Source organism: Streptomyces nanshensis (assembly GCF_001751255.1).
GTDB classification, from domain to species: domain Bacteria; phylum Actinomycetota; class Actinomycetes; order Streptomycetales; family Streptomycetaceae; genus Streptomyces; species Streptomyces nanshensis_A.
The window spans coordinates 1-15261 of the sequence record NZ_LJGW01000429.1 but is presented as its reverse complement, the minus strand read 5'-3'; the positions used below and the strand labels follow the sequence as shown (position 1 = coordinate 15261).

Annotated in this window: 10 protein-coding genes and 1 pseudogene; 6 read left to right on the top strand and 5 right to left on the bottom strand. The window is 70.2% G+C overall.

What is annotated here, in order from left to right:
• Window positions 1-306 precede the first annotated feature (306 nt).
• From AN218_RS27050 to AN218_RS27025, 6 genes are all read left to right on the top strand, one after another.
• Entirely contained in the window at window positions 307-1458 is a 1152-nt protein-coding gene (locus tag AN218_RS27050) for a Gfo/Idh/MocA family protein (RefSeq protein WP_070019733.1), read from the top strand.
• Between the two features lie 101 nt (window positions 1459-1559).
• Window positions 1560-2738, top strand: coding sequence for a dihydrodipicolinate synthase family protein (locus AN218_RS27045; RefSeq protein ID WP_070019732.1), 1179 nt, complete (start codon window positions 1560-1562; stop codon window positions 2736-2738).
• Entirely contained in the window at window positions 2738-3628 is an 891-nt protein-coding gene (locus AN218_RS27040) for a sugar phosphate isomerase/epimerase family protein (protein ID WP_070019731.1), read from the top strand. Before AN218_RS27045 ends, AN218_RS27040 begins: the two co-directional genes overlap by 1 nt.
• A gap of 501 nt (window positions 3629-4129) precedes the next feature.
• Window positions 4130-4714 (top strand): hypothetical protein, encoded by a 585-nt coding sequence (locus tag AN218_RS27035; RefSeq protein ID WP_141747707.1) that lies wholly within the window; start codon window positions 4130-4132, stop codon window positions 4712-4714.
• A gap of 383 nt (window positions 4715-5097) precedes the next feature.
• On the top strand, window positions 5098-5505 hold the full coding sequence (locus AN218_RS27030) for a YciI family protein (protein WP_070019735.1): 408 nt from the start codon (window positions 5098-5100) through the stop codon (window positions 5503-5505).
• Window positions 5506-5509: 4 nt separating this feature from the next.
• A complete protein-coding gene (locus AN218_RS27025; RefSeq protein WP_070019729.1) occupies window positions 5510-6763 on the top strand; it encodes an RNA polymerase sigma factor in 1254 nt (417 codons plus the stop codon).
• A gap of 55 nt (window positions 6764-6818) precedes the next feature.
• On the opposite strand, the gene AN218_RS27020 is transcribed toward AN218_RS27025, so the two are convergent.
• From AN218_RS27020 to AN218_RS38535, 5 genes and pseudogenes are all read right to left on the bottom strand, one after another.
• Window positions 6819-7319, bottom strand: a complete 501-nt coding sequence (locus AN218_RS27020) for a hypothetical protein (protein WP_070019728.1) — start codon at window positions 7317-7319, stop codon at window positions 6819-6821.
• On the bottom strand, window positions 7316-11920 hold the full coding sequence (locus AN218_RS27015; RefSeq protein ID WP_070019727.1) for a DUF6531 domain-containing protein: 4605 nt from the start codon (window positions 11918-11920) through the stop codon (window positions 7316-7318). The genes AN218_RS27020 and AN218_RS27015 overlap by 4 nt, the downstream gene beginning before the upstream one ends.
• A 127-nt stretch (window positions 11921-12047) precedes the next feature.
• Window positions 12048-12647: a GNAT family N-acetyltransferase gene (locus AN218_RS27010; protein WP_244900741.1), complete on the bottom strand. Its 600-nt coding sequence runs from the start codon at window positions 12645-12647 to the stop codon at window positions 12048-12050.
• 22 nt (window positions 12648-12669) lie between these two features.
• Window positions 12670-13065 carry a D-ribose pyranase gene (gene rbsD / locus AN218_RS27005; RefSeq protein ID WP_070019726.1) on the bottom strand — a complete coding sequence of 132 codons (396 nt, stop codon included), beginning with the start codon at window positions 13063-13065 and terminating at the stop codon, window positions 12670-12672.
• A gap of 202 nt (window positions 13066-13267) precedes the next feature.
• Window positions 13268-15201: pseudogene (locus AN218_RS38535) on the bottom strand (ABC transporter permease/substrate-binding protein).
• Window positions 15202-15261: the final 60 nt, after the last annotated feature.

The following is a 15261-nucleotide window of genomic DNA, read 5'->3' as shown; positions in this document are numbered from 1 at the left end:
CGCCGCGTCCCCGCCGGGGTCCGCCCCCCGCCCCGGCCCCGGTCTGAAAGGCTGCCCAGGCATGAGCACTTCGCGGGCACGCTCCCGCTCCCACGGCAGGGCCCGCTCCCGGGCCCGGTTACCGCCCTCGCCCCCGGCGACGCAGCCGCGGACGGCGCCGGCCCCCGGGAAAGCGCTTGCCCCCATCGGGTCCCCGACAGCGTCCGCCACCGCAACTCCCGCCCCGTACAACGGCGTTCGCCCCGTACCACCCGCGTACCCGCCCTCCCCTGTGCACCCGCAGTGCCGACCCGAAGGAGACGACCCGTGACACGCAGAACCGTGCGCATCGCCATGAACGGCGTGACCGGACGCATGGGCTACCGCCAGCATCTGCTCCGCTCGATCCTCGCCATCCGCGAGCAGGGCGGCCTCGACCTCGGCGACGGCAGCGCGCTGTGGCCCGAGCCCGTTCTCGTCGGACGCCGCGACCTGGCGCTGAAGACCATCGCCGAGCGGCACGGCCTGGACGAGTGGACCACCGACCTCGACGCGGTCCTGGCCGACCCGGGCGTCGACGTCTACTTCGACTCCCAGATCACCAGCGCCCGCGAGGACGCGCTGCGCAAGGCCGTCGCCGCCGGCAAGCACATCTACACCGAGAAGCCCACCGCCACCGGCCTCGACGGCGCCCTCGCGCTCGCACGGCTCGCGGACGAGGCGGGCGTCCGGCACGGCGTCGTCCAGGACAAGCTGTTCCTGCCGGGACTGCTGAAGCTCAGACGCCTCGTCGAGGGCGGCTTCTTCGGCCGGATCCTGTCCGTGCGCGGCGAGTTCGGCTACTGGGTCTTCGAGGGCGACTGGCAGGAGGCACAGCGCCCCTCGTGGAACTACCGCGCGGAGGACGGCGGCGGCATCGTCGTCGACATGTTCCCGCACTGGGAGTACGTCCTGCACAACCTCTTCGGCCGGGTCACCTCCGTACAGGCGCACGCCGCGACGCATATCCCGCGCCGCCGGGACGAGCGCGGCGAGCCCTACGAGGCCACCGCCGACGACTCCGCGTACGGCGTCTTCGAGCTGGAGGGCGGCGTCGTCGCGCAGATCAACTCCTCCTGGGCGGTGCGCGTCCACCGCGACGAACTCGTCGAGTTCCAGGTGGACGGCACCGAGGGCTCCGCCGTCGCGGGCCTGCGCCGCTGCCGCGCGCAGCACCGCTCAAGCACGCCCAAGCCCGTGTGGAACCCGGACCTGCCGGCCACCGAGTCCTTCCGCGAGCAGTGGCAAGAGGTCCCGGACAACGGGGAGTTCGCCAACGGGTTCAAGGCCCAGTGGGAGCTGTTCCTGCGGCACGTCGTGCTCGGCACCCCCTACGACTGGGATCTGCTGGCCGGTGCGCGCGGCGTGCAGCTCGCCGAGCTGGGGCTGCGCTCGTCGGCGGAGGGACGGCGGCTGTCCGTGCCCGAACTCTCGCTCTGACAGGGCCCGTTCGGCGTCCGCGCGGCTCCCGCTCCCCGGGTGCTTCCCGCGCTTCCGTCGCTCCCGCGCCCCCGCATCCCGCACTTCGAGGAGAGTGAGCTGTGATCCGACTGCCCGACGAGAACGGGGCGTTGCGTCCGTACGAGCCCCGCGCCGAGCCCGCACCCGCGGTCGCGGGACCGCCGGTCGCCGCCGACCGGCCGCCCGCCTCCCGTACGGTCTTCGCGGCGGCCCACGTCACCGCCGACCCCTTCCGTGAGGGCTCCGGCGGACCGGAGGCGCCCGCCGCCCCCGACTGGGACGCCACGCTCGCCTTCCGCCGCCATCTGTGGTCGCACGGTCTGTGCGTCGCGGAGGCCATGGACACCGCGCAGCGCGGCATGGGCCTGGGCTGGCCCGAGGCCGCCGAGCTGATCGAGCGCTCGGCGGCGGAGGCGAAGTCCGTCGGGGGCCGTATCGCCTGCGGCGTCGGTACGGATCAACTGCCGCCGGGCGCCCATGCGTTGGGGCGAGTACGGGCGGCGTACGAGGAACAGGCCGAGGTCGTGCAGAAGGCCGGGGCCCAGCCGATCGTCATGGCCTCGCGTGCGCTGGCGGCCTCCGCGCGCGGCCCCGAGGAGTACCTGGAGGTCTACGGACATCTGCTCCGCCAGTCCGAGAGACCCGTCGTCCTGCACTGGCTCGGGCCGATGTTCGATCCTCAACTGAAGGGCTACTGGGGCAGCTTCGACCTCGACGAGGCGACGGACACCTTCCTGCGGATCATCGGGCAGCACCCCGGCAAGGTCGACGGCGTGAAGGTCTCCCTGCTGGACGCCGGACGCGAAGTGGCGCTGCGGCGGCGCCTTCCGGCGGGCGTGCACTGCTACACCGGCGACGACTTCCACTACCCCGACCTCGTCGCCGGGGACGAACACGGTTACAGCGACGCCCTGTTGGGCGTCTTCGACCCGCTGGCGCCGCTGGCCGCCGAGGCCGTACGCCTCCTCGACGACGGCGACACCCTCGGCTTCCGTGCCGTGCTCGACCCGACCGTGGCGCTCGCCCGGCACCTCTTCGAGGCGCCGACGCGCTACTACAAGACCGGAGTCGTCCTCCTCGCCTGGCTCGCGGGACACCAGGACCACTTCGTCATGGTCGGCGGCATGCAGTCCGCGCGTTCGCTGCCGCACCTCGCCCGCGCCTACGAACTCGCCGACGGCCTGGGCCTGTTCCCCGATCCGGGCCTGGCCGAGGAGCGCATGCGCGGCCTGCTCGCCGTCCACGGGGTGGCGCACTGATGGGCACGGACACCGGAGACACGCCGGACACGGCCGCCGCCGCTCTCGCCCGCTTCTCGATCAACCAGCAGACCGTCAAACAGCTCGGCCTCCCCGAACTCGCCGACGCCTGCGGCAGATTGGGCGTACGGGGCGTCGGGCTGTGGCGCGAGCCCGTACAGCGCTACGGGCTGCGGGCCGCCGCCCGCCTCGTACGGGACGCGGGGCTGACCGTCACCTCCCTGTGCCGCGGCGGCTTCCTCACCGACCCCGGCCCCGACGCCCGCCGCCGCGCCCTCGACGACAACCGCGCGGCACTCGACGAGGCCGCGACGCTGGGCACGGACACCCTCGTACTCGTCTCGGGCGGCCTGCCGGAGGGCAGCCGCGACCTGGTGGGGGCGCGTGAGCGGATCGCGGACGCGCTCGCCGAGCTCGTCCCGTACGCGGCGGACCGCGGCGTCCGCATGGCGATCGAACCGCTGCACCCGATGTTCGCCTCCGACCGCTGCGTGGTCTCCACGCTCGGACAGGCCCTCGACCTGGCCGAGCGGTTCCCCGCGGAGCAGGTGGGCGTCGTCGTCGACACGTACCACCTGTGGTGGGACGACCGTGCCCCGGACGGGATCGCCCGCGCCGGCGCGGGCGGACGGCTCGCGTCCCTCCAACTCGCGGACTGGATCACGCCGTTGCCCGAGGGCGTCCTGCTCGGCCGCGGCCAGCTCGGCGACGGCGCCGTGGATCTCCGGCACTTCCGCCGGCTCGCCGACGCGGCGGGCTACTCGGGGCCCGTCGAGGTGGAGATCTTCAACCCGGCGCTGTGGGCGCGCGACGGCGCGGAGGTGCTGGCGGAGACGGCCGAGAGGTACGTACGGCACGTGGCGGAGGAAGCCGTGCGGGAAACGTCCTGACGGGCGGGGTGCCGGAGGGTGCGCGGGATGCGGCATGAACGGCACGTACGGCACGTACATACGGCACGTACGGCGTGACGGGATCGGCCTGAAGTGATCGCCGGGGCCCGGCCGCTGAGCTGAGGAAGAAATTCCGGAAGAGGTGCAACCGTTCCGGGGTGCCGGATGTCTTACCTGGTACTCGGGCCTCTCCGGGGGGACTGGGAGGCCGAGGGGGGCGCAGGGGCCCGGCCGTTGGAGCACGGCAGCCGGGCCCCTGAAAGTTCAACCGCTGGCTTGATACGTCCGGTGCACACCGCCGGTACGTACGGCCGAGCGCTCCGGGCCGCCGGGCCCAACTCCCCCCTCCGCCAGGGAAGTTGCGGAGGGGGCACGTCCGCATGTCTGTGCAAACTGTTGCCCACCGGGGACTCCTGTTACCGGACGCCGAGCGCTAGTCTCCGCTCGTGCACGCGTGAGAACAGACCGTGGTGCCCGGAAAAACAGCTCTGGAGTGTGCGCATGCCGACCACATGCCCGCGTTGTGGAACGAGATCGTCTGCCGCGTCCGAATCGTGCGGAGAGTGCGGACACGGCCTCTATCGCGTCTCCTACCAGCACGCCCCGGCCCCGCCCCGGTTCACCCTCCATGCCCTCGCCGCGATCCCGATGGCGGCGCGGCTCACCGTGAGCGTCGCCGTGCTCGTCGTCGGTACGGGTGTGCTGACGGGCCTCGTCGTGGGCGGCGACAAGGACGAGGACCAGATGGCGAAGCGTCCCCCCGTCACGACCGTCCCCCGCGAGCCCCTGCCGACGGCGACCTCCTCGTCCCCGGAGCCCTCCAAGACGAAGGCCCCGCCCAAGCCGGCACCGGCCGCGACGACCCCGCCCCCGAGCACCCACCCGCCCAAGCCCTCCCCGTCGAAGACCTCGGCACCGCCGATCCCCGGCATCAAGGAAGCGCAGTGGGCGATCGAACTGGCCGAGGAACTCCAGAAGAAGTACGGCACCCCGAGCCCGTCCGACGGCTCCCAGTGGGACGACCAGGACCAGGACTACCAGTACGAGGAGAGCTACCAGGAGGGCGACTACGACCAGTCGGGGTGAGGTTCCGGCCTGGCGGCCGGCGGTCACGGTGCGGCCGAGGTGGTTCTGCGCGAGCTGCGCGGAAAGGGCTGCGGGGGCAGCGGGCACGGCCATCGCGATCTGTCGAAGTGACGCAGCCCCGAAGGGTCGGCGTGCCCGGCTCGCCCGTCTGATCAAGACCGGGCCTCCGAACGCCGGTTGACGGTGCGCCCCTCCGCGCCGGGCCGCGAACGTCGCGGACCGGGCCGTCCGCGACCGCCCCCGCCCGCCCGGGGGCGCGGGCGACCAAGATCCACCCACCAGTCGCGGAAAAAATCCGTCGGCGATGTCGAGAACCCGTGCCCCGCTCCGTCTCCTATGTGAGCGCGGCCAGAATGGGCCGCACCGGCACCGAGGAGAAGACGATGGCCAAGTACCTGCTGCTGAAGCACTACCGGGGCGCTCCGGCCGCCGTGAACGACGTACCCATGGACAAGTGGACGCCGGAGGAGATCTCCGCGCACATGCAGTACATGGGCGACTTCGCGAAGCGGCTCGAGAAGACCGGCGAGTTCGTCGACGGGCAGGCGCTCGCCCCCGAGGGCGCGTGGGTCCGCTACGACGGCGAGGGGCGCCCGCCGGTCACCGACGGGCCGTTCGCCGAGACCAAGGACCTCATCGCGGGGTGGATGGTGATCGACGTCGACACCTACGACCGTGCCGTCGAACTGGCCGGAGAGCTGTCGGCCGCACCCGGCGCGGGCGGCAAGCCGATCCACGAGTGGCTGGAGGTGCGTCCCTTCCTGACCGCTCCGCCCACCATCACGGAGTGACCGCGTGCCGCCACAACTCGATGAGACTCTGCTCCGGAGCCTCACACCGAGCGTGATCGGGATCCTCGTCCGCCGCGGAGCCGACTTCGCGGCGGCCGAGGACGCCGTGCAGGACGCCCTGGTCGAGGCGCTCCGCGTCTGGCCGTCCGGCGCCTCCCCGGACTCTTCGGACGGCGGATCCCCCGTACGGGACCCGAAGGCCTGGCTGGTCACCGTGGCCTGGCGCCGCTTCCTCGACGCGACCCGCGCGGACGCCGCCCGCCGCCGGCGGGAGAACCTCGCCGAGGAGGAACCGGCGCCCGGGCCCGCGTCCTCGCTGGACGACACGCTTCAGCTCTACTTCCTGTGCGCCCACCCGTCGTTGACGCCGTCGTCCGCCGTCGCGCTCACGCTGCGCGCCGTCGGCGGACTGACCACCCGCCAGATCGCCCGCGCCTACCTGGTGCCCGAGGCGACGATGGCGCAGCGCATCAGCCGGGCCAAGCGCACCGTCGCCGGCCAGGGGCTCTCGCCCGCTCGAAGGGGGCGGGGACCGTTCGAGCGGCCCGGCGACGTCGGCACCGTGCTGCGCGTCCTCTACCTGGTCTTCAACGAGGGTTACTCCGGCGACGTCGACCTCGCCACCGAGGCCATCCGGCTCACCCGCCAACTGGCGTCCGCGATCGACCACCCCGAGGTCGCGGGCCTGCTGGCCCTGATGTTGCTCCACCACGCCCGCCGCGCCGCCCGGACCGCGCCCGACGGCAGCCTGGTACCGCTCGCCGAACAGGACCGCGGACGCTGGGACACCGAGGCCATCGCCGAGGGCGTCGCGATCCTCCAACGGGCCCTGGCCCGCGACCAGTTGGGCGAGTTCCAGGCGCAGGCCGCCATCGCGGCCCTCCACGCGGACGCGCCCACCGCCGAGGAGACCGACTGGGTGCAGATCGTCGAGTGGTACGACGAACTCGCGCGCCTGACGGGCAGCCCCGTCGTCCGCCTCAACCGCGCCGTCGCCGTCGGCGAGGCCGACGGACCCCGCGCGGGCCTCGCGGCACTCGCCGAACTGGACGACGACGTCTCCTCCGGCTCTTCACCCGCGGGGCAGCACACCGTGCCCCGTTACGCGGCGGTCGCGGCGTACCTCCACGAACGCGACGGCGACCTGACGACGGCGGCACACCTCTACGCGGAGGCGGCCGAGAAGGCCCCCAACCTGGCGGAACGCGACCATCTGACACGGCAGGCGGCGCGGCTCAATGCGCGGCGGGGGCGGTGACGGGGGTTCTTCCGGGTGCCGATTTCTTTTCCCGGAGGTCGGCAAGGGATCTACGTCATCGCATCGCTTTGCCGCGGAGGTTCTTCAAGAACTGCTCAGTCCGCCGTCCGTCGGTCTCCACGACCTCCAGAATGGATTCGGCCAACTCACGTCGGCGACTTCCCAGTTCACGATAGAAGAACCACAGGCCCTCGCGGGCACGTGCCCTGCAACGTTCGCCGAGTTCTGTGTCGCCCCTCGCGAGTTCCTCCTCGTCAGGCGTTCCCCTGACGATCTGGTGAATGAGTTCCATCACCGCGTCACGTGCGTCCGGAGAGATGTCACCGGCCAGGGCCGCCGTGAGAACAGATGTCGCCGGCTCCGCCGCGCTGAAGAGCTGTCCTTGTACCACGATGACGTTCTCGAGGTCCCAGTAGGAACACATCACCTCCTCTTCATCCTGACCCGAGATCATCATGCGCAGTGCGTCGGGAACCTGCTGCACGCGGTTCCCCATCGTGAAGTAGTCGTTCCAGGAATGGCGTTCAAGCTCGATCTCATAGAGTTCCTTGCTCACCAGGAACCTCCCTTGTCCCACGTGACGTCCGGCGGGAATTGACTCGGGCTGTATCGGTCCTGGCAGCGAACGCAGATGGGAATCTCGACCCATTGCCCCTTGCGCCAGCCAAACGCCTTTGTGAACACAGGCGTTTCAGGATTTCCTCCAAGTTGCCGCTCTACGTCCCTCTCGGCACAACCCGTCGGGTTGGAAGAGTAACCCACGGCGACCTGGCCGGTGGCCGGGTCGTATCCCGAGGTATAGGTGGCGTGCTTGTTCCTCGACTCTTGACCGGCCAGGTCACGCGCGTAACGTCCCGCAGCGGCCGAGTCGTCTTGATCCTCGTTCCACCGGGAAGAGCCGTTCTGACAGCCGCCCGGAGGAGTCGGCGCCAGTCCCAAGGGGTCGGACCAGACGAGGGGATTGTCCACGTACGCGACTGCGTTGGGCGACGGGTCCAGCCCGAGGGGATCAGGAGAGACATATCGGGCTGTCTCGGGGTCGTAGTGACGGAAGTAGTTGTAGTGCAGCCCGGTCTCGGCGTCGGCGTACTGCCCGGGGAAGCGAAGTGGGGTGTATGCGGTCGCTCCCTTGTTCCAAGTGGTATTGCCCCAAAGGGTGGTACGGGTGTACCAGGCAATGTCACCGGTCTCATCGACGAGTTCGGTCGGGGTGCCGACAAGGTCGGTGACGATGGAGAAGAAGCGGGAGTCGACTTCGCCCTGCGAAAGGTGTTTGCGCTCGTACTGAGTCAAGGGCCGGTGTCCGTCGTGGTCCCAGGTGAGCGTGACACCCGTAGCCGTCTCGGACTGTTCGGCGAGGCGGGTACCGTCCCAGGCGAAGTAGACCGCTTCGGCGACGGAACCATCCTCGTGCAGGCGGTATTTCGCCGTGCGGCGGCCTAGTGGGTCGTAGGTGTACGTCCACCGTGCCCCGTCGGGAGTGGTGCAGGCTACGAGCCGGTCCTCGGCGTTCCACTCGTAGTGCCAGGACTCGGGCGTCCGCGATAGCCGCTTCTTCTGGCGCAGGGTCATGCGCCCAGCCGCGTCGTGTTCATAGCGCACCGAACCCGCGGAGACGATCTGGTGACCGCTGTAGGTACGTGCCCCACGTGCGGAACCACGGCCTGCGTCTTCTGGCCAGTCGGCGGTCGTCTGGTTGCCGGCCTTGTCGTAGGCGTACGACTCCTGCCAGGCGTCGGCCGTGACCACAAGCGGTCGCCCCACCGCGTCCAGCTCCATGACCTGGCTGGTCCCCGTGAGTTCATCGGTGATCGAGGTGACGTTGTCGTCAGGGCGGTAGGCGTAGGAACGAGCCCTGCGGGCATGGGCGTTGGCGGTCAGGTCTTGGCGAGCGAGTCGGCCGAGAGGATCCCAGGCAGAGGTGAGGCATACCGCACCGAAGGCGCGTTCCACCTCCCGGCCGTTGGCGTCACGGAGAAAGTCGAGGCGATGCCGGTCGGTGGACAGGGACGTGCGGTTCCCCGCCGCGTCATAGGTGAAAGTGCTGACTGCACCCGTGGGCGTTGTACGGGAGGTGCGGCGGCCCGTCTGATCGTAGGTGTACCGGCTGGTGCGGCCGTCGACTGTTTCCGCCACCAAGCGCCCGACGAGGTCGTATTCGAGAGTGACGGCAGACGCCTGCGATGCCGCTCCCACCAGGCGACCGGCGGCATCGTGCGCATAGCGGGTGACCGCCCCGGCTGCGTTCTTCGCGATCAGGCGGCCAAGGGCATCGTGTTGGAGATCAATGACCTCGCCCAAGGGCGTAGTGCGTGAGATCACACGTCCGGACTCGTCGTTGACGTAGGTGACTTCCCGGTCGTCGAAGTCGGATTCGGCAACCAGCCGACCGCATCGGTCGTAGGTGTAGTCCCAGGCCAAACCATCAGGGTTGGTCACGCGTGTCAGACGGAGTTCTGTGTCATACGTGAACGCGTAACGCGCGCCGTCCGGTCCGGTGCGGGACGCCAGCACATCGAAGTGGGTGTATTCGAACTGGGCCGCGTTCCCGTTGGGGTCCGTGTGCCTGAGGCAGTTCCCTTCGCCGTCCCAGGACCAGGCGTCGTCAGTGCCGTCAGGGGCGATGCGACGAGAGGGCTTGCCTTCGATCGTCCATTCCAGCCGGGTGACCGCTCCCATGGCATCCGTAATGACGATGGGGCGTCCGAACGCGTCGCGTGTGCACGTGGTCTCTGAGCCCGCTGGATTGGTGATGACGAGGGGCAGTCCGGCCGGGTCGTTGGTGATGTCGGTCTGTGCCTCGGCCGCATCGGTCACGGTGGTCACGGCCCCCGAGGGGTCGTAGGCATAGCGGGTGACCGCCCCGTCGGGCGCCATCAGGGCCGTGCGGTTGCCGCGTGCGTCGTATTCCTGTCGCCAGACCGCCCCGTCCGGCAGCGTGATCTCCACCGGGAGGTGCTGGTCGTTGTAGACGGTCCTGGTGGTGGTGCCGTTGGGGCGGTGGACCGCGAGGAGGTCGGTGTGGTTGTCGGCCCATTCGAAGCGGGTGGTGTGGCCCAGGGCGTCGGTGCGGGAGAGGAGGTTGTCGTGGCGGTCCCATTCGCTGTGGACCGTGTTGCCCAACGGGTCGGTCTCCGCGATGACTTGGCCGAGGTGGTTGAGGTGGTAGGCGGTGGTTGCGCCGAGGGAGTCGGTGTAGCGGGTGATGCGCTGGGCGGTGTCGTACTCCAGCCGGGAGGAGAGGTAGCCCTCCGGGCCGACGGTGCGGGCGACGCGGCCGCGCTCGTCGTAGAGGAACTGGTAGGTGGAGTCGTTCCGGTCGGTCCAGGACGTGATGCGGTGCTGGTCGTCGTAGCCGAAGACCAGGGGCAGACCGGATGAGTTGACGATGTGGGTGAGGTTGCGGGCCTCGTCGTAGGCGTACGACGTCACCCGGGTCGGCCCGTCGGGCGTGCGCAGCGCGATCGCCGTCACGAGACGGTCGTCGGTGGTGGTCTCGACGTGGTAGCCGCCGTCGTGGCGTATCGCGGTGGGTGTGCCGTCGGCTTCGCGGTCGATGCTGATGCCGTTGCCGTTACGGTCCTCGATCTCGGTGAGCCACCACATGCCCTGGGTGCCGTCCTCCGGCGGGAGGAAACGGCGGGTGAGACCCGTACGGGGGTCGGTGACCGCCAAGTCCCAGGCGGTGGAGCCCTGGACGCAGGTCAGCGGGATGCGGTGACCCTCGTACGGGTGGACCTGCTCGCCGATCATGTCGGGGGCGTGGTGATACCTGAGCGAGGAACCGTCGGTGCGGTGCCACCACAACTCGTGGCCGTCGTCGGCGACTTCGAGGCGTTCGTCGAGGGTGGAGGCCCAGGAGGGGCCGAAGAAACGGCCGTTGCGGTAGCCCGATATGTGGGTGCGCTCCACCACCAGGGGGAGGACGCCGGGCAGTTCGAGGTCGGTCTGGTGCTGGAAGACCTCGCCGGTGGCCATGTCGATCGGGTCGCCGCCCAGGCACTTGTCGCCCGCGTTACGGCCCTTGGCCGACAGCTCCGGGGACGGGGGCTTGTCCTTGCCGGAGGCGTTCTTGCCTGCCGGATTGCGCCCGCCCGGCAGGCCGTTCGGGCCTTTGCCGTCGCCGCGGGAGGTGATGGACTTCATCGAGTCCGCGACGTTGTGTTCGTTGTCGCGGTGGCGTTTGGCCATGGAGCGCACACCGCCGGGAACGCCCTCGCCGACGTGTTTGGCGACCTTCTTCAGTGCCTTCTCCGAGCCGTCCAACGCGCCGTGCAGGACGCTGTCGAAGGCCTGCGTGAACGGATCACGGCCCTTCGTGCGGCCGAAGGCGCCCTTCGCACGGCCCAGCGGGGCAAGGGAGTTGGTGTGCAGATCGCTGCCGTGGCGGGAGAGCTTCTCCGCACCGTTGTCGAACTCGTCCGGATCGATCCGCATCCGGCCACCACCACCGCCGGGACCGCCACCGCCGCCGGTGGAGGGACCGTCGGCGGAGGCCAGCTTCATACCCCCGTGACCACCGCCGTCATGACCGCCCCCGCCGCCGCCATCTCCGCCGCCACCGGTGTCGCCGGGCGGGAGGTGGATCGCGTCGTCGGCCAGATCGAGGATCATGTCCTCGGTCATCTTCTCCAGCTTGCCCGTGACCGGTTCGGTCACCTCGGCCAGCAGCCGGGCGACGATCTCCTCCTCGGCCTCCTTGATGATCCGCCGGATCAACTCCCGCATCGCCGCGGTCTCCGCCGCACCGATCAGCGCCGACAACCCGCCCGTGACCACCGACAGACCGATACCGATGCCGATCGAGGCCGCCATCGCCCCGAGTTCGACCTCGCACTTGATCTTCATCCCGTAGACGATGTCCGCGACCACGTCACACGCGGTGGCGAACAGCCGGGAGACCTCCGGGACCTTGTCCAGATGGGAGCCCTTGACCTTGCCCCAGTGGTCCTTCAACGCATCGACGGCGTAGCCCTCGCTGGAGGCCAGAATCCGGTTGACCGCCGCATGGGCCTCACCGCCGTGACCCTCGAACTTCTCCGCGAACTCCCGCATGGCGTCGGCCATTTCGCGGTAGTCGTCCTCATCGACGTTGGGCCAGTTGATCCCGATGAAATCCAGAATCTCATCCAGCCAGCCCGGCAGAACGTAACCCATCCCCCATACCCCCCGGTTTCCCCGCCGCCCCCACGGCACCCGTTCGAGCTGTCGAACAGCATCATAATCCGCGTCAAACAACCCCGCACCAGCAATAGTTGGGCGGCACCGGCCTCCCCGGCCGCCCTCAGCGGGCCCGGCCGCTCCAGCGGATCTCCCCGTCCACGACCGTACGGGTGGGGGAGAGGCCCAGCGCTCGGGCGACCGACTCGGAGGCCGTGTGGCCCGTACGGATATGGGCCGTGAAGGTGTCCGTGCCCCGGTCCCGCAGCCACCGCGCGATGGCGTGCGCGGCCTCGCGGGCGTAGCCGTTGCCCTGCGCGAACGTGCCGACGACCCAGGCGAGTTCGGCCGTACAGCCGCCGGCCCCGGCACCCTCCGTACTCGTACGCAGGGTGGCCTGCACCGTGCCGACGAGCGGGCCGTCCGGTGCGAGGCGGAGCATCCAGTTGAGCCAGCCCTCGGTGCCGTCCGGGGAGCGGCCGACGGACTGGCGGCGGAGGCGGGCCTCGAACTCTCCGCGCGTGGGCGGTCGTTCGCCGGTCCAGGTGTGCAGCCGTGCGTCGGCGAGTACGGGGAAGGCCTCCGCCGCGTGCCCGGCGCGCAGCGGTTCCAGGCGCAGCCGACGGGTCGTCAGCGGCGCGGCGACGGGCCAACCGGCAGTGCCACCGGCCTCGTTGGGCCCGTCGGCCCCGTTCACCCCGGTCGGCCCGCCCGCCTCCGTCACGCGTCCCTCGTCCGCCCGCCCGCTAGAACGGCACCCCGCAGCTCAGCATCACGTTCGCGTACGGCGTGACCTCGCCCGTACGGACGACGAGGCGTGCATGACGCGCACGGGCCTTGAACTCCTCGTGCGGGACGAGGTGCAGGGTGTCGAAGCGGCCCTTGAGGAGGGCATGGGTCTCGGGGTTGTGTTCCTCGATCTCGTCGGCGGCCATGGCGCCCTCGATCTCCAGCTCGTCCAGCAGACCGGAGAGCACCTCCTCGAACGGCGGCACTCCGGCCCGGAACGCGAGGTCGACGACCATCAGTTGGGGCCCCACGGCGATCGGCAGGCCCGCGTCGCAGACGACGACGGTGTCGGTGTGGCCCAGCATGGCCAGGGCACCGGCGAGATGGCGGTTGAGGATTCCCGACTTCTTCATGCCGGAGGGCAGCTCCTTCTTCGGTTCCGTTTTCCGGTTTTCGGTTGTTGTCCGTCACGTGTCGCTGGTCGCTCGCTGCTTGCCACCCGTCGCCCGTCGCCCGTCGCCTGCCGCCCGCCGACCGTGTCGTCCGGCGGGCGACAGACGCGAGACGGCTTGTCGTTTCTTCAGCCGGCCAGGCGCGTACGGGAATGGAAACCGGTCACGAGTACTCGTCGACGTTCTTCCGGTCGACGGTGATGACCGGGACCTTGATCTCGTTGTCCGGGTTGCTGCCCTGCACCTTGCGGATCGCGTTGCGCACCGCCATCTTGCCCAGCGCGGCGGGCTGTTGGGCGATCGAGGTGTTGAGCGTCCCCTTCTTGATGGCCTTGAAGCCGTCGGGGGTGCCGTCGAAGCCGACGACCTTGACCTGCTTGCCGGCCTTGCCGCCGAGCGCCTTGACGGCGCCGAGCGCCATCTCGTCGTTCTCGGCGAAGATGCCGGTCACATCGGGGTGCGACTGGAGCAGGTTCGTGGTGACGTCGAGGCCCTTGGCCCGCTCGAAGTTGGCGGACTGCTTACCGGCGATCTCGATGTCCGGGTACTTCTTGATCGCGGACATGAAGCCCTCGCCGCGCTCACGGGAGGCGGAGGTGCCCGGCTGGCCCCGCAGCACGAGGATGCTGCCCTGCTCGTCGAGCTGCTTCGCGAGCTCCTGCGCGGCCTTCTTGCCGCCGGTGACGTTGTCGGAGGCGACCGTCGTGGCGACCTTGGCCTTGTTCACGGTGCGGTCGACGGCGACGACGGGGATCCCGGCGTTGTCCGCCGCCTTGACCGAGGGCGCCGCCGCGTCGGAGTCGACGGGGTTGACGATGATCGACTTCACGTTCTGACTGGTGAAGTTCTGGATCTGGTTGGCCTGTTGGGACGCGTCGTTCTGCGCGTCCTGGACGTTCAGCGTGGCGCCCTGCGCCTTCGCCTCGGCCTCGGCGCCCTTCTTCATCTCCACGAAGAACGGGTTGTCGAGGGTGGAGAGGGCCAGGCCCAGCTTGATGTCCTTGCCCTCGCCCCCCTTGCCCGAGCCGCTGCCGCATCCCGTGGCGGCCACGCATATCAGCGCCGCAGCGGTCACCGCGGCAGACGTTCTCCTGCTGTTGCTCATGTGCTGCATTCCTTGCGATCGACGGAGGTGGAACGAACTTCGTGCTGCCTCGCGGCGCGCAGCGCTCATGCGCGACGACGGAGTGTATCGAGCAGGACCGCAAGGGCGATGACTGCCCCGATGACGACCTGCTGCCAGAAAATCGAGACTTCGAGCAGATTGAGACCATTTCGGAGCACGGCGAGGATCAGTGCGCCGATGAGCGTCCCGGACGCCTTGCCGACGCCGCCCGCCAGGCTCGCCCCGCCGATCACCACGGCGGCGATGGCGTCCAGTTCGTACCCGGTGGCGGCCTGCGGCTGCGCCGAGGCGAGCCGCGAGGCCAGCACGATCCCGGCGACCGCGGCGAACGCGCCGGACAGCGCGTAGATGACCAGCTTCTGCCGCCGCACGCGGATTCCGGAGAGCCGCGCGGCCTCCTCGTTGCCGCCGATCGCGTACATCGCACGGCCGCTGAAGGTACGGGCGAGCACCACCGCCGTGATGCCGCCCATCACCAGCAGCACCAGTAGCGGCACGGGGAACCAGCCGCCGAGCGTCTCGCCCACGGTCGCTACGGACGAGGGAAGCGCGATCGGCGTCCCCTCGGACAGCACGAGCGAGAGCCCGCGCCCGACGGAGAGCATCGCGAGCGTCGCGATGAACGGCGGCAGCTTCCCGTACGCGATGAGCCCGCCGCTGACGAGTCCGCAGGCCACGCCCGTACCGACGGCGAGCAGCACCGACAGCCAGACCGGCAGGCCCTGCGTGGTCGACGTCCAGCCGAGCATGATCGCGGAGAGGGCGGCGACCGAGCCGACCGACAGGTCGATGCCGCCCGCGACGACGACGAACGTGACGCCGAAGGCGAGGATCGCGGTGACGGCGGCCTGTACGCCGACGTTCAGCAGGTTCTGCGTACCGAGGAAGTCCGGCGAGAGGACCGCGAGCGCGGCGACCAGCACGACGAGACCGCTCAGGGCGCCGTTCTCCAGCAGCACCGTGCGCAGCAGTTGTACGGCGCCGCCGCGGCGGCCGTCGCCGCCCCGGCCGCCGCCGTCCGCGCCGCGGGG

Bases quoted from the DNA above. Each gene is read 5' to 3' on its own strand.
- AN218_RS27030 (WP_070019735.1), top strand. From the start codon at position 5,098: ATGGCCAAGTACCTGCTGCTGAAGCACTACCGGGGCGCTCCGGCCGCC.
- rbsD (WP_070019726.1), bottom strand. From the start codon at position 13,065: ATGAAGAAGTCGGGAATCCTCAACCGCCATCTCGCCGGTGCCCTGGCC.
- AN218_RS27040 (WP_070019731.1), top strand. From the start codon at position 2,738: ATGGGCACGGACACCGGAGACACGCCGGACACGGCCGCCGCCGCTCTC.
- AN218_RS27015 (WP_070019727.1), bottom strand. From the start codon at position 11,920: ATGGGTTACGTTCTGCCGGGCTGGCTGGATGAGATTCTGGATTTCATC.
- AN218_RS27035 (WP_141747707.1), top strand. From the start codon at position 4,130: ATGCCGACCACATGCCCGCGTTGTGGAACGAGATCGTCTGCCGCGTCC.